Annotated in this window: 16 protein-coding genes; 12 read left to right on the top strand and 4 right to left on the bottom strand. The window is 71.7% G+C overall.

Features of this window, described 5'->3' with window-relative positions:
* The first annotated feature begins 179 nt into the window (after positions 1-179).
* Positions 180-4,286: a molybdopterin-dependent oxidoreductase gene (locus OG410_RS03000; RefSeq protein ID WP_443063872.1), complete on the top strand. Its 4,107-nt coding sequence runs from the start codon at positions 180-182 to the stop codon at positions 4,284-4,286.
* A 39-nt stretch (positions 4,287-4,325) separates the two neighbouring features.
* On the opposite strand, the gene OG410_RS03005 is transcribed toward OG410_RS03000, so the two are convergent.
* On the bottom strand, positions 4,326-4,823 hold the full coding sequence (locus OG410_RS03005; protein ID WP_329297654.1) for an NUDIX hydrolase: 498 nt from the start codon (positions 4,821-4,823) through the stop codon (positions 4,326-4,328).
* Between the two features lie 227 nt (positions 4,824-5,050).
* Between OG410_RS03005 and OG410_RS03010 the strand changes: the two genes are divergently transcribed.
* Genes OG410_RS03010 through meaB form a run of 3 tightly spaced genes read left to right on the top strand, consistent with a single transcriptional unit; the run spans position 5,051 to position 10,013 of the window.
* On the top strand, positions 5,051-6,859 hold the full coding sequence (locus OG410_RS03010; protein ID WP_329297655.1) for a methylmalonyl-CoA mutase family protein: 1,809 nt from the start codon (positions 5,051-5,053) through the stop codon (positions 6,857-6,859).
* Entirely contained in the window at positions 6,859-9,033 is a 2,175-nt protein-coding gene (gene scpA, locus OG410_RS03015) for a methylmalonyl-CoA mutase (RefSeq protein WP_329297656.1), read from the top strand. Before OG410_RS03010 ends, scpA begins: the two co-directional genes overlap by 1 nt.
* Entirely contained in the window at positions 9,030-10,013 is a 984-nt protein-coding gene (meaB, locus tag OG410_RS03020; protein WP_329297657.1) for a methylmalonyl Co-A mutase-associated GTPase MeaB, read from the top strand. The genes scpA and meaB overlap by 4 nt, the downstream gene beginning before the upstream one ends.
* A 237-nt stretch (positions 10,014-10,250) precedes the next feature.
* On the opposite strand, the gene OG410_RS03025 is transcribed toward meaB, so the two are convergent.
* The 3 genes from OG410_RS03025 to OG410_RS03035 form a co-directional block, all read right to left on the bottom strand.
* Complete coding sequence (locus OG410_RS03025; protein WP_329297658.1) at positions 10,251-10,472, bottom strand: CbtB domain-containing protein; 222 nt, start codon at positions 10,470-10,472, stop codon at positions 10,251-10,253.
* Positions 10,473-10,717: 245 nt separating this feature from the next.
* Positions 10,718-11,824: an enoyl-CoA hydratase/isomerase family protein gene (locus OG410_RS03030; protein ID WP_329297659.1), complete on the bottom strand. Its 1,107-nt coding sequence runs from the start codon at positions 11,822-11,824 to the stop codon at positions 10,718-10,720.
* A gap of 135 nt (positions 11,825-11,959) precedes the next feature.
* A complete protein-coding gene (locus tag OG410_RS03035) occupies positions 11,960-12,469 on the bottom strand; it encodes a cupin domain-containing protein (RefSeq protein WP_329297661.1) in 510 nt (169 codons plus the stop codon).
* A 139-nt stretch (positions 12,470-12,608) separates the two neighbouring features.
* On the opposite strand from OG410_RS03035, the gene OG410_RS03040 reads away from it, so the two are divergent.
* The 8 genes from OG410_RS03040 (at position 12,609) to OG410_RS03075 (ending at position 21,409) form a co-directional block, all read left to right on the top strand.
* Positions 12,609-13,043: an RrF2 family transcriptional regulator gene (locus tag OG410_RS03040; protein ID WP_329297662.1), complete on the top strand. Its 435-nt coding sequence runs from the start codon at positions 12,609-12,611 to the stop codon at positions 13,041-13,043.
* A gap of 77 nt (positions 13,044-13,120) precedes the next feature.
* The gene (locus OG410_RS03045) at positions 13,121-14,029 is read left to right on the top strand and encodes a DsbA family oxidoreductase (RefSeq protein WP_329304004.1); all 909 of its coding nucleotides are present in this window, start codon (positions 13,121-13,123) and stop codon (positions 14,027-14,029) included.
* Positions 14,030-14,580: 551 nt separating this feature from the next.
* The gene (locus OG410_RS03050; RefSeq protein ID WP_329297663.1) at positions 14,581-16,155 is read left to right on the top strand and encodes an ABC transporter substrate-binding protein; all 1,575 of its coding nucleotides are present in this window, start codon (positions 14,581-14,583) and stop codon (positions 16,153-16,155) included.
* A gap of 31 nt (positions 16,156-16,186) precedes the next feature.
* Positions 16,187-17,215: an ABC transporter permease gene (locus OG410_RS03055; RefSeq protein ID WP_329297664.1), complete on the top strand. Its 1,029-nt coding sequence runs from the start codon at positions 16,187-16,189 to the stop codon at positions 17,213-17,215.
* A gap of 2 nt (positions 17,216-17,217) precedes the next feature.
* On the top strand, positions 17,218-18,129 hold the full coding sequence (locus OG410_RS03060; RefSeq protein ID WP_329297665.1) for an ABC transporter permease: 912 nt from the start codon (positions 17,218-17,220) through the stop codon (positions 18,127-18,129).
* Positions 18,126-19,028, top strand: coding sequence for an ABC transporter ATP-binding protein (locus tag OG410_RS03065; RefSeq protein ID WP_329297666.1), 903 nt, complete (start codon positions 18,126-18,128; stop codon positions 19,026-19,028). Before OG410_RS03060 ends, OG410_RS03065 begins: the two co-directional genes overlap by 4 nt.
* Positions 19,025-20,041 (top strand): ABC transporter ATP-binding protein, encoded by a 1,017-nt coding sequence (locus OG410_RS03070; RefSeq protein ID WP_329297667.1) that lies wholly within the window; start codon positions 19,025-19,027, stop codon positions 20,039-20,041. Before OG410_RS03065 ends, OG410_RS03070 begins: the two co-directional genes overlap by 4 nt.
* 27 nt (positions 20,042-20,068) lie before the next feature.
* Entirely contained in the window at positions 20,069-21,409 is a 1,341-nt protein-coding gene (locus OG410_RS03075; protein ID WP_329297668.1) for an NtaA/DmoA family FMN-dependent monooxygenase, read from the top strand.

The raw sequence follows: 21,409 nt of genomic DNA on the forward strand, positions 1-21,409 counted from the left end.
GGCCCCGGGGCGGCGGTGTGTGGAGCGCGTAACCCCCGGTGATCGAGCGGCGTGACAACCGCGTAATGGGTCCTTCGTAGCGTCGGTGGAGGAAGGTACCGATAAACGGAGGGCCGCTCGTGACCACGACCACCCAGCAGGTGCGGACGGTCTGCTCGTACTGCGGTGTCGGCTGCGGGATGGTTCTCGACGTCGGTATGGGGCCCGACGGACGGCGTACGGTCCTGAAGGCGTCCGGCGACAAGGCGCACCCCGCCAACTTCGGGCGTCTGTGCACCAAGGGCGCGACCACGGCCGACATGCTCGCCGCCCCCGGACGGCTGGCCTCGGCCCTCGTGCGCGCCGAACGGGGAGCGGAGGCCGAGCCCTCCCCGGTGGACGCGGCGATCACCGAGACAGCCCGTCGGCTCCGCGCGGTGATCGACGAGCACGGCCCGGACGCCTTCGCGTTCTACGTGTCCGGGCAGATGAGCCTGGAGGCCCAGTACCTGGCGAACAAGCTGGCCAAGGGTTTCGTCGGGACCAACCAGATCGAGTCGAACTCCCGGCTGTGCATGGCCAGCGCGGGCACCGGATACAAGCTGTCGCTGGGCGCGGACGGCCCGCCCGGCTCCTACCAGGACTTCGAGCACGCCGACGTCTTCCTCGTGATCGGCTCCAACATGGCCGACTGCCATCCCATCCTGTTCCTGCGGATGATGGACCGGGTCAAGTCGGGCGGCGCCCGGCTGATCGTCGTCGACCCGCGCCGCACCGCGACCGCCGACAAGGCGGACCTGTTCCTGCCGGTCCGTCCCGGTACGGACCTGGCGCTGCTCAACGGTCTGCTGCACCTGCTGTACGAGAACGGGCACACCGACCCCGACTTCATAGCCGCGCACACCGAGGGATGGGAGGCGATGCCGGAGTTCCTGGCCGACTACCCGCCCGCCGCGGTCGCCGCGATCACGGGCGTGGCGGAGGACGACATCCGCGAGGCGGCCCGGCTCATCGGCGAGGCCGGGGAGTGGATGAGCTGCTGGACCATGGGCCTGAACCAGTCCACGCACGGCACCTGGAACACCAACGCGCTGGTGAACCTGCATCTGGCGACGGGGGCGATCTGCCGGACCGGCAGCGGCCCGTTCTCGCTGACCGGCCAGCCCAACGCCATGGGCGGCCGGGAGATGGGATACATGGGTCCAGGACTGCCCGGCCAGCGGTCGGTGCTGGTCGACGCGGAGCGGGCCTTCATCGAGGAGTTGTGGGACCTGGCCCCCGGCACGGTCCGCAAGGACGGGGTCGGCCAGGGCACGATCGAGATGTTCCGGAAGATGGCCGACGGGGACATCAAGGCGTGCTGGATCATCTGCACCAACCCCGTCGCGTCCGTGGCCAACCGCAAGACCGTCATCGAGGGCCTGGAGCGGGCCGAGTTCGTCGTCACCCAGGACGTGTTCGCCGAGACGGAGACCAACGCGTACGCGGATGTCGTGCTGCCGGGGGCGCTGTGGACCGAGACCGAGGGCGTCCTCGTCAACAGCGAGCGCAATGTCACGCTCGCCCGGCCCGCGGTGGATCCGCCCGGGGAGGCGATGGCGGACTGGCGGATCATCGCCGCCGTCGCCCGCGCGATGGGCTACGAGCGGGGCTTCTCCTACGACAGCGCGGAAGAGGTCTTCGAGGAGATCAAGCGCGCCCGCAACCCGAAGACGGGCTACGACCTGCGGGGCGTCACCTATGAGCGGCTGCGCTCCACCCCGGTGCAGTGGCCCTCCGCGCGCGAGGACGGTCCCGACCGCAATCCGATCCGCTATGTGGGCGAGGACGGCGGGGGCCCGGTCTTCCCGACGGCGAGCGGCCGCGCGGTGTTCCACGCCCGCCCGCACATCGCCCCCGCCGAGATGCCGGACGACGACTACCCGTACGTCCTGAACACCGGCCGGGTGCAGCATCAGTGGCACACCCTGACCAAGACGGGCAGGGTCGCCAAGCTGAACAGGCTCAACCCCGGGCCCTTCGTGGAACTGCACCCGGACGACGCCGCCGCGCTCGGTGTCGCCGACGGCGACTCGGTGGAGGTCGCCTCCCGGCGCGGCCGGGCGGTGCTGCCCGCGGTGGTGACCGACCGGGTACGGCCGGGCTGCTGCTTCGCGCCCTTCCACTGGAACGACCTGTTCGGTGAATACCTGAGTGTCAACGCCGTCACGAGCGACGCCGTGGACCCGCTGTCCTTCCAGCCGGAGTTCAAGGTGTGCGCGGTGTCGCTGACCAAGGTGGCGACTCCGGTGTCCGTGACGGCGCCGCGAACGTCCACGGCCCCGGCCACGGTCACGACGGAACCCGGGAGCGGGGCGGTTCCGGCTCTCACGGCGACCGCCGCGACCGGGAGGCCGGGCCTGACGGCCGCCCTGCCCGCGGGTCCCGCAGGCGTCTTCGGGCTCGAGCCCGCCCCGCCACCGGTCCTGGCGGAGCACGAGCGGCGGTATCTGGTCGGCTTCCTCGCCGGCATCGAACCGGGTGCTCCCGGCGTACCGGTGCTGCCTCCGAGCGCGCCCTTCAGTCCCGAGCACGCCCTGTGGGTGAACGGGGTGCTCGCCGGCATGTACTCCCGGGCCGTTCCGGGAACGCCGCTCCCGGCCCCGGCGCCCGCCGGCCCCGTCCGGGAGGTCGTCGTCCTGTGGGCCTCGCAGACCGGCAACGCCGAGGAGTTCGCCACGGCCACCGCCGACCGGCTGACCACCACCGGGCACAAGGCCACGCTGGTCGGGATGCACGACGCCCACCCGGGGGAACTGCCCGCCGGCGCCGACGTCCTTCTGATCACCAGCACCTTCGGTGACGGTGACGCGCCCGACAACGGCTCCGGGTTCTGGGACGCCCTGGCCGCGCCCGACACTCCCCGCCTGGACGGCCTGCGCTACGCGGTCCTCGCGTTCGGCGACTCCTCGTACGACGACTTCTGCGGGCACGGCCGCCGCCTCGACCGGCGCCTCGACGAACTGGGTGCCGTACGCCTCGCACCGCGCACCGACTGCGAACCCGACTACGGGCCCTCGGCCACGGCCTGGCTCGACCAGGTCCTCGCCTCCCTGACCGACGACGCCGTGGGGACGGCAGGGCCGGGAGCGTCCCCTCCCCCGGGAGCGTCCCCTCCTCCGGCACCGCCGTCCGCCGCCCCGCCGAGGAGGCCGGGCCCCGTCACCGCCCGTCTGGCCGGAAATCGGCTGCTCAGCCTGCCCGGCGCGGGCAAGGAGGTCCGACGCTTCACCTTCGACACCCGCGACAGCGAGACCCCGCTCGTGTACCAGGCCGGCGACGCCCTCGGCGTACGCCCCGTCAACAGCCCGGAACTCGTCGCGGAATGGCTGGCCGCGACCGGACTCGCGCCGGACGGCACCGTGCGCCTGGAAGGCGGCGGGGAGGTGCCCTTCCACGACGCCCTGCGCCGGCATCTGGACATCACCCGGATCACTCCCGGGATGCTGCGCTTCGTCGCCGAACACACCCACGACCGGGTCCTGAAGAAGCTCCTGCGCCCCGACAACAAGGACGAACTGGCCCAGTGGTCCTGGGGCCGTCAGGCGGTCGACCTCATCGCCGAGCACCCGGTCCGGGCCGACGCCCAGGAGTGGGCCGACATGCTGAGGCCGCTCCAGCCCCGGCTGTACTCCATATCCTCCAGCCCGCTGACCGACCCGCACCTCGTCTCGCTCACGGTCTCCGTCGTCCGCTACGAGAACCACGCCGGACGACGGCGCCAGGGCGTCTGCTCACCGTTTCTCGCCGACGCGGCCCCCGGCACACCGGTACCGGTCTTCGTCCAGTCCTCCCCGAGGTTCCGGCCGCCGGCCGACCCCGCCACCCCCATGGTGATGGTGGGCCCCGGCACCGGGATCGCGCCCTTCATGGGTTTCCTGCACGAACGACGCGCCCTCGGCCACCGCGCGCCCAACTGGCTGTTCTTCGGCGAGCAGCACCGGGCCACCGACTTCTACTACGAGGAGGAGCTCACCGGCCTCCTCGCCGACGGGACCCTCAGCCGCCTCGACACGGCCTTCTCCCGCGACCAGCGGGCCAAGGTCTACGTCCAGGACCGGATGCGCGAGCACGGTTCCCAGCTGTGGTCCTGGCTCCGCGACGGAGCGCACTTCTCTGTGTGCGGCGACGCCTCCCGCATGGCCAAGGACGTCGACCAGGCCCTCCGGGACATCGCCGTCGCCCACGGCGGCCACAGCGCGGAGGGCGCCGCCGCGTACGTCAAACAACTCGCGGCCGAGAGGCGGTACGTCCGCGACGTGTACTGATCGAGCGGGCCCCGACGTACACGGGGGCCTCGCTCCCGCTCAGGGCGCGAGGCCCCCGTCTGGCAGGAAACCGAGGTCGACGGGCGTCGTGGGCGGACCGTCCCGCCGTACCGAGGCCAGCAGTTCCGCAAGCCGGGGCGGCCACAGCGGTTCCGCCGCTTCCGAGAGGTCGCGCGGCGACCACCATCTCCCGCCGAGAATGCCTTCCGCCGCCTGCGAGGCGGCCAGCTCGCCGCCCGGCTGCCGGCGAGGGCCGTACGCGAGGAAGATGTGCTCGTACTGCCGTACGGGGACACCGACGCGGGTGAAGTCGTGTTCCCAGAAGCACAACGCCGTGCCGCCGGGCTCGATGTCCGTCCAGCCCGTCTCCTCCCGCACCTCGCGCACGGCGGCCTGGAGCGGGGTCTCCCCCGGATCCATTCCGCCGCCGGGCAGCGCCCAGTGGACACCGACCTCCTCGTTGTCGTACCGGAACATGAAGACGGCGCCCGCCGGGTCCAGCACCGCGACTCTGGCTGCCTGCCTGGGTATCCGCATCGGTTCACCGTGACAGAGCCGGGCCGCGCTGTCGATCAGCCCGGACGGCGTCGGCAGAACACCGCCAGGTCGGCGTATTTGCCCGGGGTGAGGCTTCCCGGACCGTCCTCCCAGCGGCGGGCGAAGGCCCCGCCCGACGGCTGAGATCTGGATCACCGAAACCAAGAGGTCAAGGTCACAGGCTTCGCCTCTGCTGTCGCCCTAGCGGTCTGACCTAGCATCCGAGCATGACAGTCCTGCCCAACGACGGGCTCGCGCTGGCCGCCGAGTTCCCTTCCGCGACCCATGACCAGTGGCAGCTCCTGGTAGAAGGCGTGCTGCGCAAATCGGGCAAGGAGGCCTCGGGCGCGGCAGCCGAAGACGTGCTGACCACAACGCTCGAGGACGGTCTCGCCTCCAGGCCCCTCTACACCGCGCGTGACACGGCCGCCGACGCCGGTTTCCCCGGCTTCGCCCCGTTCGTCCGGGGCAGCAGGCCCGAGGGCAACACCGCGGGCGGCTGGGATGTACGGCAGCGGCACACGGCGGCGGACAACGCCCTGGTCCTCGGCGACCTGGAGAACGGCGTCACGTCGCTGTGGCTCACGGTCGGCGAGGGCGGCATTCCGGTCCCCTCGCTCGAAGCGGTCCTGGACGGCGTCTACCTCGATCTGGCGCCTGTCGTCCTCGACGCGGGAACTGACGTCGAAGCGGCGGCCCAGGAGCTGCTGCGGCTGTACGCGGCACGAGGCGTCGCGCCGAGCGCCGCGCGCGGCAACCTCGGCGCGGACCCGCTCGGCCACGAGGCCCGTACCGGGTCCCCGATGGACTTCGCCGCGGTCGTCCCGCTCGCCGCGCGGTGCGTCGCCGAATACCCCGGACTCCGGGCGCTGACCGTCGACGCGCTCCCGTACCACGAGGCGGGCGGCTCGCCCGCGCAGGAGCTGGGCGCCTCCCTGGCGACCGGTGTCGCCTATCTGCGCGAGCTGACCGAGGCGGGCCTGTCCGTCGAACAGGCCTGTGCGCAGCTGGAGTTCCGGTACGCCGCGACCGCCGACCAGTTCCTGACGATCGCCAAGCTGCGGGCGGCACGCAGGCTGTGGGCCCGGATCGCCGAGGTGTGCGGGGCGCCGGGCGCGGGTGCGCAGGTGCAGCACGCCGTGACCTCGCCGGTGATGATGTCGCGCCGCGACCCGTGGGTGAACATGCTGCGCGCGACCATCGCGACGCTCGCGGCCGGCGTCGGCGGCGCCGACTCCGTCACCGTCCTCCCCTTCGACCACGCTCTCGGTCTGCCGGACGCGTTCGCGCGGCGCATCGCCCGCAACACCTCCACGATCCTCATCGAGGAGTCGCACCTGTCCCGGGTGATCGACCCGGCCGGCGGCTCCTGGTACGTGGAGAAGCTGACCGACGAACTCGCCCACGCCGGCTGGGAGTTCTTCCAGGGCATCGAGCGGGACGGCGGCCAGGCCGCGGTCCTGCGCTCGGGCCGGCTGGCGCGCGACCTGGCGGACACCTGGGCGGCCCGTTCGGTCAAGCTCGCCAAGCGGCGCGAACCGATCACCGGCGTCAGCGAGTTCCCGCATCTGTCGGAGCGCCCGGTGGAGCGCGAGCCCGCTCCCGAGGCACCGTCCGGCGGACTGCCGCGGGTGCGCCGCGACGAGGCCTACGAGGCGCTGCGGGCCCGCTCCGACGCGCATCTCGCCGCCACCGGGGCCCGCCCCCGGATCTATCTCGCCGCGATCGGCCCGGCCGCCGCGCACACGGCGCGGACCACCTTCGTCGCGAACCTGTTCCAGGCCGGCGGCATCGAGGCCGTCACGGACGGCTCGTTCGAGGACAGCGGCGCCACCGAGGCCTGCCTGTGCTCCAGCGACGCGCTCTACGAGGAGCAGGCCGTGAGCACCGCCGAGGCCCTCGCCGCGGCCGGGGCCCGGCACGTCTTCCTGGCCGGCCGCCCCGCGGGGTACGCCGGTGTCGACTCCTATGTCTTCGCGGGCTGCGACGCCGTCGCCGTCCTCTCCGCCACCCTCGACCGCATGGGAGTGTCCTGATGGGAATCCCCGACTTCTCCGGAATCGAACTGGGGACGCCCACCACCGAAGGCAGCGCCGACGAGTGGAGTGCCGCCGCAGAGAAGGCCACGGGCGGGAGCCAGGCCGTCTGGGAGACCCCGGAGGGCATCGCGGTCAAGCCGCTGTACACCGGCCGTGACACGGAAGGCCTGGACTTCCTGGACACGTACCCGGGCATGGCACCCTACCTGCGCGGTCCGTACCCGACGATGTACGTCAACCAGCCCTGGACCATCCGCCAGTACGCGGGCTTCTCCACGGCGGAGGAGTCCAACGCCTTCTACCGCCGCAACCTCGCCGCGGGCCAGAAGGGCCTGTCGATCGCCTTCGACCTTCCCACGCACCGCGGTTACGACAGCGACCACCCGCGGGTGACGGGCGACGTGGGCATGGCGGGCGTGGCCATCGACTCCATCTACGACATGCGGCAGCTCTTCGACGGCATCCCGCTGGACAAGATGACCGTGTCGATGACGATGAACGGCGCCGTACTGCCCGTCCTCGCGCTGTACATCGTGGCCGCCGAGGAACAGGGCGTGCCGCCCGAGAAGCTGGCCGGAACCATTCAGAACGACATTCTGAAGGAGTTCATGGTCCGCAACACCTACATCTATCCGCCGAAGCCGTCGATGCGGATCATCTCCGACATCTTCGCGTACACCTCGCAGCGGATGCCGCGCTACAACTCCATCTCCATCTCCGGCTATCACATCCAGGAAGCGGGCGCGACGGCCGACCTGGAGCTGGCGTACACGCTCGCGGACGGTGTGGAGTACATCCGGGCGGGCCGTGAGGCGGGGCTTGACGTGGACGCGTTCGCGCCGCGGCTCTCGTTCTTCTGGGCGATCGGCATGAACTTCTTCATGGAGGTCGCCAAGCTGCGGGCGGCGCGCCTGCTGTGGGCGAAGATGGTGAAGCAGTTCGACCCGAAGAACGCCAAGTCCCTTTCCCTGCGCACCCATTCGCAGACTTCCGGCTGGTCGCTGACCGCGCAGGACGTGTTCAACAACGTGACGCGCACGTGTGTGGAGGCCATGGCCGCCACCCAGGGCCACACCCAGTCGCTGCACACCAACGCCCTGGACGAGGCGCTGGCGCTGCCCACCGACTTCTCCGCGCGGATCGCCCGCAACACGCAGTTGCTGATCCAGCAGGAGTCCGGCACGACCCGGGCCATCGACCCGTGGGGCGGCAGCGCGTACATCGAGAAGCTGACGTACGACCTCGCCCGCCGGGCCTGGCAGCACATCGAGGAGGTCGAGGCGGCGGGCGGCATGGCGCAGGCCATCGACGCCGGCATCCCCAAGCTCCGGATCGAGGAAGCGGCGGCCCGCACCCAGGCCCGCATCGACTCCGGCCGCCAGCCGGTCATCGGCGTCAACAAGTACCGCGTCGAGACCGACGAGAAGATCGACGTCCTCAAGGTCGACAACTCCTCCGTACGCACGCAGCAGATCGAGAAGCTGCGGCGGCTGCGGGCCGAGCGCGACGAGCGGGCGTGCCAGGACGCGCTGGACGACCTGACGCGGGCGGCCGGCGGTGAGGGCAATCTGCTGGAGCTGGCGGTGCGCGCGGCCCGCGCGATGGCCACCGTCGGGGAGATCTCCGACGCCCTGGAGAAGGTGTACGGGCGGCACGCGGGCCAGATCCGTACGATCTCCGGCGTGTACCGCAACGAAGCAGGGGAGTCCCCGTCCGTGGACCGCACCCGCACCCTGGTGGACGCGTTCGAGGAGGCCGAGGGCCGGCGCCCGCGCATCCTGGTCGCCAAGATGGGCCAGGACGGTCACGACCGCGGCCAGAAGGTGATCGCGACCGCCTTCGCCGACCTGGGCTTCGACGTGGACGTCGGCCCGCTGTTCCAGACGCCGGGCGAGGTCGCCCGTCAGGCGGTGGAGGCGGACGTGCACATCGTGGGCGTCTCGTCGCTGGCCGCAGGACACCTCACCCTCGTGCCGGCGCTGCGCGAGGAACTGGCGGCGGAGGGCCGCGAGGACATCATGGTCGTGGTCGGCGGGGTGATCCCGCCGCAGGACGTGCCGACGCTGCTGGAGATGGGTGCGGCGGCGGTCTTCCCGCCCGGGACGGTGATCCCGGACGCGGCGTACGACCTCGTCCAGCGGCTCTCTGCCGACCTCGGGCACGACCTGTGATCCAACTCGACACCTATGTCAAGGGTGTGCTCGGCGGGAAGCGGGCGCTGGTCGCCCGCGCCATCACCCTCGTCGAGTCCACCCGGCCCCAGCACCGGGCGCTGGCGCAGGAGTTGCTGACCGAGCTGCTCCCGTACAGCGGCAAGGCGCGGCGGATCGGCATCAGCGGGGTGCCCGGCGTGGGCAAGTCGACGTTCATCGACGCGTTCGGCACCATGCTGACCTCGCTCGGGTACCGGGTCGCGGTGCTCGCCGTCGACCCTTCTTCCAGCCGTACGGGCGGCTCGATCCTCGGCGACAAGACCCGTATGGAGCGCCTGGCCGTGGACCCGGCCGCGTTCATCCGCCCCTCCCCCACCGCCGGCACGCTCGGCGGGGTGGCGAAGGCGACCCGCGAGTCGATCGTGGTGATGGAGGCGGCCGGCTACGACGTGGTACTCGTGGAGACCGTCGGCGTCGGCCAGTCGGAGACCGCGGTCGCGAACATGGTCGACTCCTTCCTGCTGTTGACGCTGGCGCGTACCGGGGACCAGTTGCAGGGCATCAAGAAGGGTGTCCTGGAGCTGGCCGACGTGATCGCCGTCAACAAGGCGGACGGGCCGCACGAACGCGACGCCCAGTCCGCCGCGCGTGAACTGGCGGGCGCCCTGCGGCTGATGCACGGCAGGGACGCGGCCTGGACACCTCCGGTGCTGAGTTGCAGCGCCCGCGAGTCGGCCGGCCTGGACACGGTCTGGGACCGCCTGGAACAGCACCGTGCGCTGCTCGACTCGACCGGCCGTCTCGCCGAGAAGCGCCGTGACCAGCAGGTGGACTGGACCTGGACGATGGTCCGGGACGAGCTTCTGGGCCGCCTGCACTCCGATCAGGCCGTACGGGCGGTCACCCCCGACCTCGAACGGCAGGTACGGGAGGGCGGGTTGACGGCCACACTCGCGGCGGAACGCATTCTGAAGGTGTTCGGCGGCGAAGGCCGCTGAGTCGGACGGCGGTGGCGGGGCAGGTCGGAGCCCGGCCACCGCTCACACCCGCGGTGACCCGCGACGGGCAGGCTCCCCGCAGCCGCCCGTCGCGGCCCGTACAGGACGACAGGCCCCCGGAAGGATTCCGGGGGCCTGCGGTGTAGTCGGTTCACCGAGCAAGTAGGCGACGACCAGGGCGAGTACACCGGCCTCGAGGCCGACGAGCGCGCCTCGCACGAGCAGCTGTCCCTCGCGTCAGTGGCAGGGGAAACCGAGCAGGTGACGGGCGTCGTGCACCCACTCGTGGACGTTCTCGCCGGAGATGACGGAGGTGGCGCCCTGTTCGGCGCCGACGAAGTACAGCAGGACCAGCATCAGGATGCCGAAGAAGGCCGCCCAGGGGGCGATCGCACCGATCGGCAGCTTGGCGGGAAGGGCGGGGGTGGTGGCTGTCGGCGGAGCGACGGTCTGCGCCATGGCAGGACCTCCTCGGGAGTTCGCGTCCCATCTCGGTGGTGCACAGGATGACGCCTACGGGTCTGACTCACGGGCGCCCAGCATGGCTGGAGCGTCTCGTTCACAGTGGCGCGACCGTGCCGGATCTCCACCGGCTTCCGTCTTGACGTCATCGATATCGGACCGACCGTACCGCGTGGCGCGTACCTGGCCAAGACCGCGCCGACCGGGGTGATCTTCCTCTCGTCCCAGGTGACGCGCTGTCCTCAGTCCTGTCCCGCCGTGTCCCCGTCGGTGCCGGACTCGTCGTCGGACAGCCCGAGTTCACGCTCACCGAGGGGAGAGAAGAAGCGCTCGACGTCGGCGTCGGTGACCTCGGCGAGCGTGGCCGGGGACCAGCGCGGCTCACGGTCCTTGTCGATGATCTGGGCCCGGACACCCTCGACCAGGTCGGGTGCGGACAGGGCCGCGCAGGAGACGCGGTACTCCTGGTCCAGAACGCGCTCCAGCGATCCGAGGCGCCTGGCCCGGCGCAAAGCGGCCAGCGTGACCTTCAGGGCGGTGGGCGAGTTGCCGAGGAGGATCTCAGCCGTCTCCTTGGCGGCCGGGTCGTCCGCCGCGAGCAGCCGCCGGACGATCTCCTCGACGGTGTCGGCGCCGTAGCAGGCGTCGATCCACTCGCGCCGCTCCGCGAGTTCCGCCGGTGGCGCGGGCCGTGCGTGAGCCGCCACGGCCTCCGGTACGGGCCGGTCCGCGAGGTCGGACACGAACCGCGGGAGCGCGGAGGACGGCAGGTAGTGGTCGGCGAGGCCGCACGACAGCGCGTCGCCTGCGCCGATGGAGGCGCCCGTCAGGGCGAGGTGGGTGCCGAGTTCGCCCGGGGCGAGGGCAAGAAGGTAGGTGCCGCCGACGTCGGGGACGAAGCCGATGCCGGTCTCGGGCATGGCGACGCGGGAGCGCTCGGTGACGATCCGGACGCTGCCGTGCGCGGAGACGCCGACGCCGCCGCCCATGACGATGCCGTCCATGACCGCCACGTACGGCTTGGGATAGCGGGCGATCCGGGCGTTCAGGCGGTACTCGTCCCGCCAGAACGCGGCGGACGCGGTGCCGTCCCCGTCGCGCGCGTCGTCGTGGACGACGCGGATGTCGCCGCCCGCGCACAGTCCGCGTTCGCCGGCGCCGGTGATGACCACCGTCTCGACGGCCGGGTCGTGTTCCCAGGCGGCGAGCGCCCGGTCGATGCGGCGCACCATCGCGTGGTTCAGGGCGTTCAAGGCCCTCGGCCGGTTCAGGGTGATGTGGGCGGCCCGCCCCTCGGTGTGCAGCAGGACGGATTCCCCGGCGGCGCCCGGTGCCCCGGTGCCGCTCATCCGAACGCCTCCGTCAGGCGGCGGGCCACGATGACGCGCATGATCTCGGTGGTTCCTTCCACGGTCCGGTCGAGTCGCAGGTCACGACGTCGTCCTCGCTACCGTACCCACCGAGTGATCGAACGGCCCGTGCCGTCAGCCCTCTTCCCCGTCCCGCAGCACGTACAGCCCCGGCAGGTTGACCACGACCGCCTCCTGGGTACTGCGGGCGATGACGACGACGGCCTCCTCCGCGGGGTCCGGGTTCTCCTCGCGGTGCGGCACGAACGGGGGCACGAAGATGTAGTCACCGGGTGAGGTGCGCAGCCGCACTTCCTCGGGCGCTTCCCCCGAGTCGTCGAGGAAGACGAACTCGGGGTGTCCGCTGACCACGTAGATGGCGGTCTCGGAGGCTCCGTGGTGGTGGTCCGAGGACGCGGTGGAGGGGGCGACGTGGGTCTGGCCCATCCACAGCTTCTCGGAACCGACGGTGGTGCCGCTGACGGCGGCGAATCTGCGCATGCCACCGGTCTGCGCCGTGTCGCCGTCGAGGGCGTCGGCGCGGATGTGGTGCAGGCGGGTGCGCAGGGGGCGTACGGACTGCGCTTCGGCGTCCGGGAGATGGGGGTGGAAACCTTCGCCGGGGGTTGTCGACGGCTCGCTCATGGAGGGGGACGCTAGAGCGGCCCGGAAAAGGATGTCAAGAGGTATCCATTGCGCTTCACCTGCGGCAATGTTCCCGCAATGTACGTGGGGAACCGGTGGAGACCCCACCGGCGCACACCTGGTCGGGCATCATGGGCCCATGCATATCTCCGCGAAGGCGGACTACGCCACGCGAGCTCTGCTGGAGCTCGCCCGCGAACCGGCCCGCCCGCTCACCTGTGAGTCCATGGCCTCCTCGCAGCATGTTCCGTTCCGCTTCCTGAAGTCCGTGGTGGGCGAGTTGCGCAGGGCCGGCCTGGTACGCAGCCAGCGCGGCTGCGAGGGCGGGTACTGGCTCGGCCGGCCCGCCGACGAGATCACTCTGCTGGACGTCGTACGCGCCGTGGACGGTGAGCTGATCACCTTGCGGGGCGAGCCACTGGCCGGACTCGACTATCCGGGGGCCGCGTCCGGACTGCCCGGGATCTGGCGTCGTATCGAGGCGGACGCCGCGGCGGTACTGGGCGGGACGACCCTGGCCGCGCTGCTGCCCGCCGAGGCGGCCGGGCGGATGGGCCACAAGGGAGCCGCGTGACCCGCCCGCCGGACCGGCCGATCACGGAAGCGGTGGAGGTGGTCGACACCGTGAAGGCGGTGGAGGCGGTCGACACCGTGGAAGCGGTGAAGGTGGTGGAGGTGGTGGAGTACACCGACCCGCTGTGTCCCTGGGCCTGGGGATCGGAACCGGTGTTCCGCAGGCTCCGGGCCGCGCTGGAGGGCCGCGTCCGCTGGCGACGCGCGTACTGCATCCTGTTCGACCACGACGACGACCCGCCACCCGATCCCGCCGCGGAGACCGCCTGGTACACGCGGTACGTCGAGGACATCAGCGCTCACACGCGGGCACCGCGGGCGCGGCGGCTGAGCCGGGTCGCGGCGAGTTCGTGGCCGTCCTCGCTGGCGGCCAAGGCCGCGGAGCGTCAGGGCGACGAGGTGGCCGGGCGGGTGCTGCGGCGCCTGCGGGAGAGCGTGTTCGTGCTCGGTGAACCGGCGGACACCCCGGCGCTGGCGCTGTCCGCGGTCCGGGGTGTGCCCGGCCTCGACCACGAGCGGCTGGTCACTGACGCAGCATCAGTATCCGTACGGAAGGCGGTACTTGCCGACCGCTCCGAGGCGCGTCGCCCGGTCGGCGAGGTGCTGTCGGTGCGCAGTGGTTCGCCTCATCCCGGCGCCGCCAAGGAGACCGCCGACGGCGGGTACCGCTACGCGCTGCCCACGCTGCTGGTCCGCGCTCCCGCGGGGCGGCGCGTCGTACCGGGCTGGCGGCCGTACGAGGAGTACGCGTCGGCTTTCGAGGAGCTGAGCCCCGGGCTGCTGACGGAGCCCGCGCGGCCGGCTCCCCCGGAAGCGCTCGCGCGGTACCGGAGCCTGACCGGCCCCGAGGCGGCGGTGTTGAGCGACGGACCGTGGCCTCCCGGGGACGCCGTGCGCGTCGAGACCGGCAACGGCCCCCTGTGGCTGCACCCGGACGAGGCCGCCGTGCACCCGGCGCGCGACCGCGGCGCTCCCGCCGTTCCCTGAAGGCTTCCTGACGGGTGGTCAGGATGACGGAGGGTGCCCGTGGAGCCCTCTCCCGTCCCTGCCGGCGCCCTGATCAGCGGTCAGAACCCGTCCCGCCCAATGAGACACCAAATGGTGTCCATTGACAGCCGCCGAGAACCGGCCCCAGGATGTGCACCATGCTCACGACGCACCCCGGCGTGGTGTGCCGCTACGTGGACCTGCGGCGCACCTGCAGCGCACTCTGTCGCTGACCGCCCGCCAGCCGCGGCCCCCAGGCGCCTGACGCCCGTCCCGCCGACTCCGGCACCGGCACCGAGCCGACTCGCCGCCCGGCCCCCGTCATCGCGCGCCGTTCTCCCAGCGTTTCGTCGTTTCCGCTCCCCGGCCTCCCGGCCCTCCCCGTGATCCGCCGACGCCTCCTGCCCTGAACGCGGCATGCCCTCGTGCGCACCGAAGCACACACAGGCATGCGCGTCTTCGGCCTGCGTGGCGTTCGTCCGCGGGGCGGTCCGCCCTCGCTCCCCGCCGCGCCGCCCGGTGCGGCGGAAGCCTTCGCAGAAAGCAATCCGATGCCCGGACGTCTCACGCCCCGCACCCCCGCCACGGCCTTCCGTTCCGCCCCTCGACCCGGCCGGCTGCGCGCCGCCGCCCTGGGCACCGCCCTCGCCACCGTGCTCGTCCCCGCGCTCGGCGCCTGCGGCGGCGAGGCGTCCTCGTCCGCCGGCTCCGCCGCACTGAAGTGGACCTCCTCCTACTTCCCCGCCCACTGGGACCCGGTCGTCAGCGGCAGTGGCGCCCAGTTCCGTGAACTCGCTCTGGTCTACGCCTCGTTGACACGGACGGACGAGAACGGAAAGGCCGTCCCCGACCTGGCCAAGAGCTGGGACTACAACGCCAAGGGCGATGTGGTCACCTTCCACCTGCGGCCCCACCTGAAGTTCAGCGACGGCACGCCGGTCGACGGTGCCGCCGTGAAGGCCGCGATCGAACGGGCCAAGAAGCAGAAGAACTCCGCCCTGTTCGGCGACCTGACCTCGATCACGTCGGTGGACGCCAAGGGTCTCGACGCAGTGATCCACCTCAGCCAGGTCGACTACCAGATCCCCCAACTGCTGGGCGAGCGCGTCCTCCAGATCGCCAGTCCGAAGGCCGCAGCGTCCCCCACCGAGCTGGACCAGGGCCCGGTCGGCGCCGGCCCGTTCACCGTCACCCAGCTCGTCCCGGGCACCAAGGCCGTCCTGAAGAAGAACCCGGACTACTGGGACGCCAAGAACATCCACATCGACACCGTCGAGCTGAGCTCCGCCCCCGACGCCTCCACCGTCGTCTCCGGACTCCAGACCGGCGTCTACAACTTCGCCGACATAGCCCCGAGTCAGGCCGACGCGGCCAAGAAGGCCGGACTCGACGTCTTCGTGCAGCCCGGCTTCAACGCCTCCAACCTCAGCCTCAACACCAACAAGGCGCCGTTCGACAACGACAAGGTCGTCGACGCCGTCCGCTACGCGATCAACCGTCAGGAGTTCGTCGACAAGCTGACCTTCGGCTACGGCTCGGTGACCAACCAGCCGTTCCCCAAGGGGTACGTCGCCTTCGACCCGGAGTCGGCCGACGCCTACGCGTACGACCCCGCGAAGGCGAAGAAGCTTCTCGCCGAGTCCGGTCACAAGCCCGGCGACCTCAAGCTGAACCTGGTCATCCCGGCCGAGGACCCTCAAGCCGAGATCGTCCAGGCGCAGTTGGCGAAGGTCGGCATCACCGTCACGATCAAGATCGACAAGAACTGGGCCACTCCGTTCTTCGCCAAGGACCTGACGTTCTCGCTGTACGGCACCACGGGCCGTGACTCCGCGGCGCAGACGCTCACCGCGCACTTCGGCCCGAACGGCCCGCTCAACCTCAGTTCGCCCTACGAGCCGTCCGGTTTCGAGGCGGCCATCGCCAAGGTCCGCCGGACCCCGCTGGACTCGCCCGACTACACGAAGGTCCTCCAGGCGGCGACCCGGGCCGGCCTCCAGAGCAAGGCGCTGGTCTTCACGTACTCCTCGCCCAACCTCATCGCCAAGAGCAAGAGCATCTCCGGCCTGCCGAAGAACCCCGCCCACATCGACTGGACCGGCGTGACCATCGCCGGCGGCAACTGACACTCCGTCCATCACAGAGAGGGGGCAACCCATGACGACGACGGAGGCAACGGCCCCGCCCGACGTCCGTCTCCCGGCCGCCGCGGCCCGGACCCGGCACACCCTGGGCCGCGTCCTGGCCACCCTCGCCCGGTCGGTCGCGATCTTCGTGCCCGTCTTCCTGGTCGCGACGTTCGTGACGTTCGCGCTGCGGTCGCTGAGCGGACTCAGCCCGGCGCGCATCCAGCTGGGCGAGGAAGCGACTCCCGAGGCGGTCGCCCGTGTCGAGGCCCACTGGGGCCTCGACCGGCCCTTCCTCGTCCAGTACGGGGACTGGTTCGGTGACGTCCTGCACGGCCGGCTCGGCACGAGCTGGACCAACGGCGCCGACATCTCCACCCTCATCGGCCTCGGCCTGGGTGTGAGCCTGTCGGTGGCGACCTTCGCGCTGATCATCGGTGTCGTCGCGGGCTTCGGTCTCGGCACGCTCGCGGCGGTGCGCCGCACCACCTGGATCGACCGCGCGATCACCGGCTTCGTGACGGTGATCTCGGTGATGCCGGCTTTCGTCGTCGGCATCGTGCTCGTCGCCGTCTTCTCGGTGGGGCTGCACCTGTTCCCGTCCGCCGGATACATACCGGCGGAGCAGGGGTTCGGGCCGTGGCTCGCCCACATCACCCTGCCCGCCGTGGCGCTGAGCTTCGACGTCGTCGCCGATGTCGCCCGTCAGCTGCGCGGAAGCCTCGTCGGGGCCTACCGCGAGAACTACGTGACCGGCGCGGTGGTCCGCGGGCTCGGTCCGCGCCGGATCTTCTTCGGCCACGTGCTGCGCAACGGCCTCGGTCCCGCGCTCGCCACCCTCGGCCTGAAGTTCCCCGCCCTGGTCGGCGCCTCCGTCGTCACGGAGTGGATCTTCGGGCTCCAGGGTTTCGGACGGTTCGCCAACGACTCGGCGCAGGCCGGGGACGTACCGGCCGTGCAGGGCGTCCTCGTGGTGTCGATCGTCCTGGTCGTCGCCTTCAACCTGCTCGTCAACCTGGTGCTGGCCCGCGTGACGCCGGCCTCCCGGCGGGGGGTGTGACCATGGTGCGCCGCGTCCTCGCCCTCACCTCCGGCCGGATCGCCCTGGCCGTCCTCACCGTGATCGCCGTGCTCGCCGTGTTCGGGCCGCTGCTCGCTCCGCAGAGCCCCCTGGCGACCAGTGACCATCCGCTCGCCGCCGCCTCCGGCGCCCACTGGCTGGGGACCGACTACCTCGGCCGTGACGTGCTGAGCCGGCTCCTCGACGGTTCCCGCGTCAGCGTCCTCGGCTCGCTGGAGGTCGCGTTCACGGCCCTGGCCATCGGCGCCGTCCCCGGGATCCTGTCGGTCCATCTCGGCCGGGTCTTCGAATGGGTCACCCTCCGGCTCGCCGACACGCTGGTCGCCCTGCCGTTCCTGCTGTTCGCCGTCGCCGTGGTCGCCCTGCTCGGCAACGGTCTCACCCAGGCGATGCTGGTCACCGGCGCGCTGGTGTCCCCGCTGTTCTACCGCGTGGCCCGCGCCGCCACCCTGGCCGTCGCCCGCTCGCCGTACGTGGAGGCCGCGATCATCGCGGGCGCCTCGACCGGCTGGATCGTACGCCGTCACATCTGGGGCAAGGTGCTTCCGCCGATCGCGGTCGCGCTCGCGCAGACGGTCGGGGTCGGCTTCGTCATCGTGTCGAGCCTGACCTTCCTCGGGATCGGGGTCCAGCCTCCCGCACCCACCTGGGGCGGCCTGCTCGCCTCGGATCTGGGCTACCTCAGCCATCAGCCGTGGGCACCGCTCGCCCCCGCCCTGCTGATCATGGTGACCGTCTGGGCCTGCAACCTCCTCGCCGACGCCGTCCGCGACGTCTCCGGCGAGGCGGGCCGCACGCCGGCCGCCGGCCGCGGCGCACGCGCCGGCCGTCGCACCGACCGCCGCCGCACCGAGTCCGACCCCGCTCCCGCTCCCGCAGGAGGTGCGCGATGACCACCCTGTCCGAGAAGCTCCCCGCCCGGGCCGAGACGACCGGGAAAGCCACCGGACCCGGACCCGGAGAGCCGGCCCGGTCTCCGTCCCCGGTGCTGGCCGTGCGCGATGTGCGCATCGGCGACCCGGCCACCGGCCGGGAGATCGTGCACGGCGTGAGTTTCGCGCTCACGCCCGGCCGTGCCGTCGGCATCGTCGGCGAGTCCGGCAGCGGAAAGACCCTCACCTGCCGTGCCGCGCTGGGCATCCTGCCCGCCCCCTTCGAGATCACCGGCGGCTCGGTGGAGATCGACGGCAGCGACATCGCCGGCCTGTCCCCGGCCCGGTGGACGGACCTGCGGGGCGCGACGATCAGCGCGGTCTTCCAGGACCCGGCGTCCTATCTCAACCCCTCGATCCGGGTCGGGGCGCAGATCGCCGAGGTCGTCCGGGTCAAGAAGGGACTGAAGCGGCGCGCGGCCCGCCGCCGGGCGGTCGAACTGCTGCGGTCCGTCCACCTGCGGGACCCGGAACTCGTCAGCGCCCAGTACCCCCACGAGCTGTCCGGCGGCATGCTCCAGCGGGTCCTCATCGCCGTGGCCATCGCCGCGGGACCGCGGATCCTCGTCGCCGACGAGGCCACCACCGCGCTCGACGTCACCGTCCAGGCCGAGATCCTCGACCTGCTCGCCGATCTGCGCGAGCGGACCGGACTGGCCCTCGTCGTGGTCTCCCACGACCTCGCCGTCGTCGCCCAGCTGTGCGACGAAGTCCTCGTCATGCGCCACGGCGAGGTGGTCGAACAGGGCCCGACCGAGGACGTGCTCCACCGTCCGCGGCACGAATACACCCGGCTGCTGATCGCCGAACACCAGCAGTACGGCCTGGAGAAGTTCCTCGCGCCCGAGGAGGACGCATGAGCACCGAGACCGCGAGGACCGAAGCCGCGGACACCGAGACCGTGAACACCGGAACCGCGGACGCCCAGGCCGTGAACACCGGAGCCACGGACATCCGGGCCGTGAACACCGAGACCGTGAAACCCGGAGCCACGGACGCCCGGGCCGTGAGCACCGGCCCGGCCGCAGGGGCCACCGCCTCCGGGGAGCCGACGCGGCCCGTCCTGGAGGTCACCGACCTCGAAGTGCGCTACGGACCGCGCCGGCGGCGCCGGCACGCGCTGCGCGGTGTCTCGCTGCGCGTCGTGCCGGGCGAGACCGTCGGGATCATCGGCGAGACGGGCTCGGGCAAGTCCACCCTGGCGCGGGCCGTGCTCGGCCTGGTGCGCCCCTCCGCGGGGTCCGTCGTCGTCGACGGTGAGGACGTGACGGCCTACGGCGGGCGCCGGTGGCGCGCGCTGCGCCGCCGCGGTCTGGTCCAGTACGTCTTCCAGGACCCGCTGCGCAGCCTCGACCCGGACCTCACGATCGAAGCCTCCCTGGCCGAGCCGCTGCTCGTCCGGGGTGTGTCCCGCGACGAGGCCGCGCGCCGGGTCCGCGCGTTCCTCGCCCGCGTCCAGCTGTCCGAGGACCTGCTCGACCGGCTGCCCGGCGAGCTCTCCGGCGGGCAGCGCCAACGCGTCGCCGTGGCACGGGCGTTGGTCACCGAACCGCGTCTTGTCATCCTCGACGAGCCGGTCAGCGCCCTGGACTCCGCCAACCGGGTCCAGATCCTGCGGATCCTCCAGGAACTCCGCGACGAGGGTGTGGCCCTCGTCTTCATCTCCCACGACCTCGGTTCCGTCGCCGGGATCGCCGACCGCATCGCCGTGCTGTACCAGGGCGAGCTGGTCGAGACCGGCGCCGCCCGCGATGTCATCGGCCGGCCCCGGCACCCGTACACCCGCCTGCTGGTCCGCTCCGCGCCCACGCTGCACTCGGCCCCGGCCGACCGGGCCGAACGCGCCGCCCTGCGCGCCCTGCTGAACGTCTGAACCCCACCAGAGACAGGAAGAAACGCCATGCCCCGCACCATCCATCTCGCCCTGCACCCCTACGGCGTCGGCGGTCCCGGCCAGCACGGTCTGTGGAAGGACCCGCGCGTGGCGAAGAACGCCAGCATCGACATCAACTACTACATCCGGCTGGCGAAGGCGGCCGAACACGCCCTCTTCGACGCGCTGTTCATCGTCGACAGCCAGTTCATCAACGCCACCTATCCGGCGCACTACCTCAACCGCCTGGAACCGCTGACCCTGTTGTCCGCGGTCGCGACCCACACCCGGCACATCGGCCTGGTGGGCACGGCGAGTTCGACGTACAACTCGCCGTTCAACCTGGCCCGCCGGTTCGCCTCCCTCGACCACATCAGCGGCGGCCGGGCCGGCTGGAACGTCGTCACCAGTTTCGACACCGGTACGTCCCGGAACTTCGGGCTCGACGAACACCTCGACTACACCACCCGCTACGGCCGCGCCCTGGAGTTCGTCCGGGTCGCCCGCGGCCTGTGGGACTCCTACGAGGACGACGCCTTCCCGGCCGACGTGGACCGGGGCCTCTTCCTCGACCCGGCCAAGCTGCACGCGCTCGACCACGAGGGCGAGCACTTCAAGGTGGCGGGACCGCTCAACCTCTCCCGCTCCGCGCAGGGCCAGCCGGTCATCTTCCAGGCCGGGGTCTCCGAGGAGGGCCGCGACCTGGCCGCTCAGGTCGCCGAAGGCATCTACGCACCGGGCGGCACCCTCCAGCAGGCCCAGGAGTACTACGCCGACATCAAGAAGCGCACCGCTTCCTACAACCGGAACCCCGACCACATCAAGATCTTCATCCACGGGAGTCCTGTCGTCGCCGCCACCGACGAGGCGGCCCGGCGCCGCGAACGGGAGATCTTCGAGGAGGACAACGACTTCGACCGCAACCTCGCCCTGCTCGGCCGCTCCTTCGGTGCCTACGACTTCAGCGCGCACGACCTGGACGCGCCGTTCCCCGACGTCGCGCACCTCGCGGAGAAGGGCGGCCGCACCGGAGCGTCCGCCCTCATCGAACGGGCCCGGACCGAGGGCCTGACCCTGCGTCAAGTCGCCGAGCTGGTCAATCAGTTCCGCGGCTCGCCGTTCGTCGGTGCCCCGGAGACCGTCGCCGACACCGTGGAGAAGTGGTTCGACGCCGGCACCTTCGACGGCATCAACCTCGCCTTCCGCACCGAGGACGAACTGGACCTGTTCGTCGACGGTGTCGTCCCGATCCTCCAGAAGCGCGGACTGTTCCGTACCGAGTACGCGGCCGACACCCTGCGCGGCAACCTGGGCCTGCCCGTCCCGGCCAACCGCCACACCCGCGAGCCGCAGCTCGTGAGCGACTGA

The organism is Streptomyces sp. NBC_00659 (assembly GCF_036226925.1).
Lineage (GTDB): Bacteria > Actinomycetota > Actinomycetes > Streptomycetales > Streptomycetaceae > Streptomyces.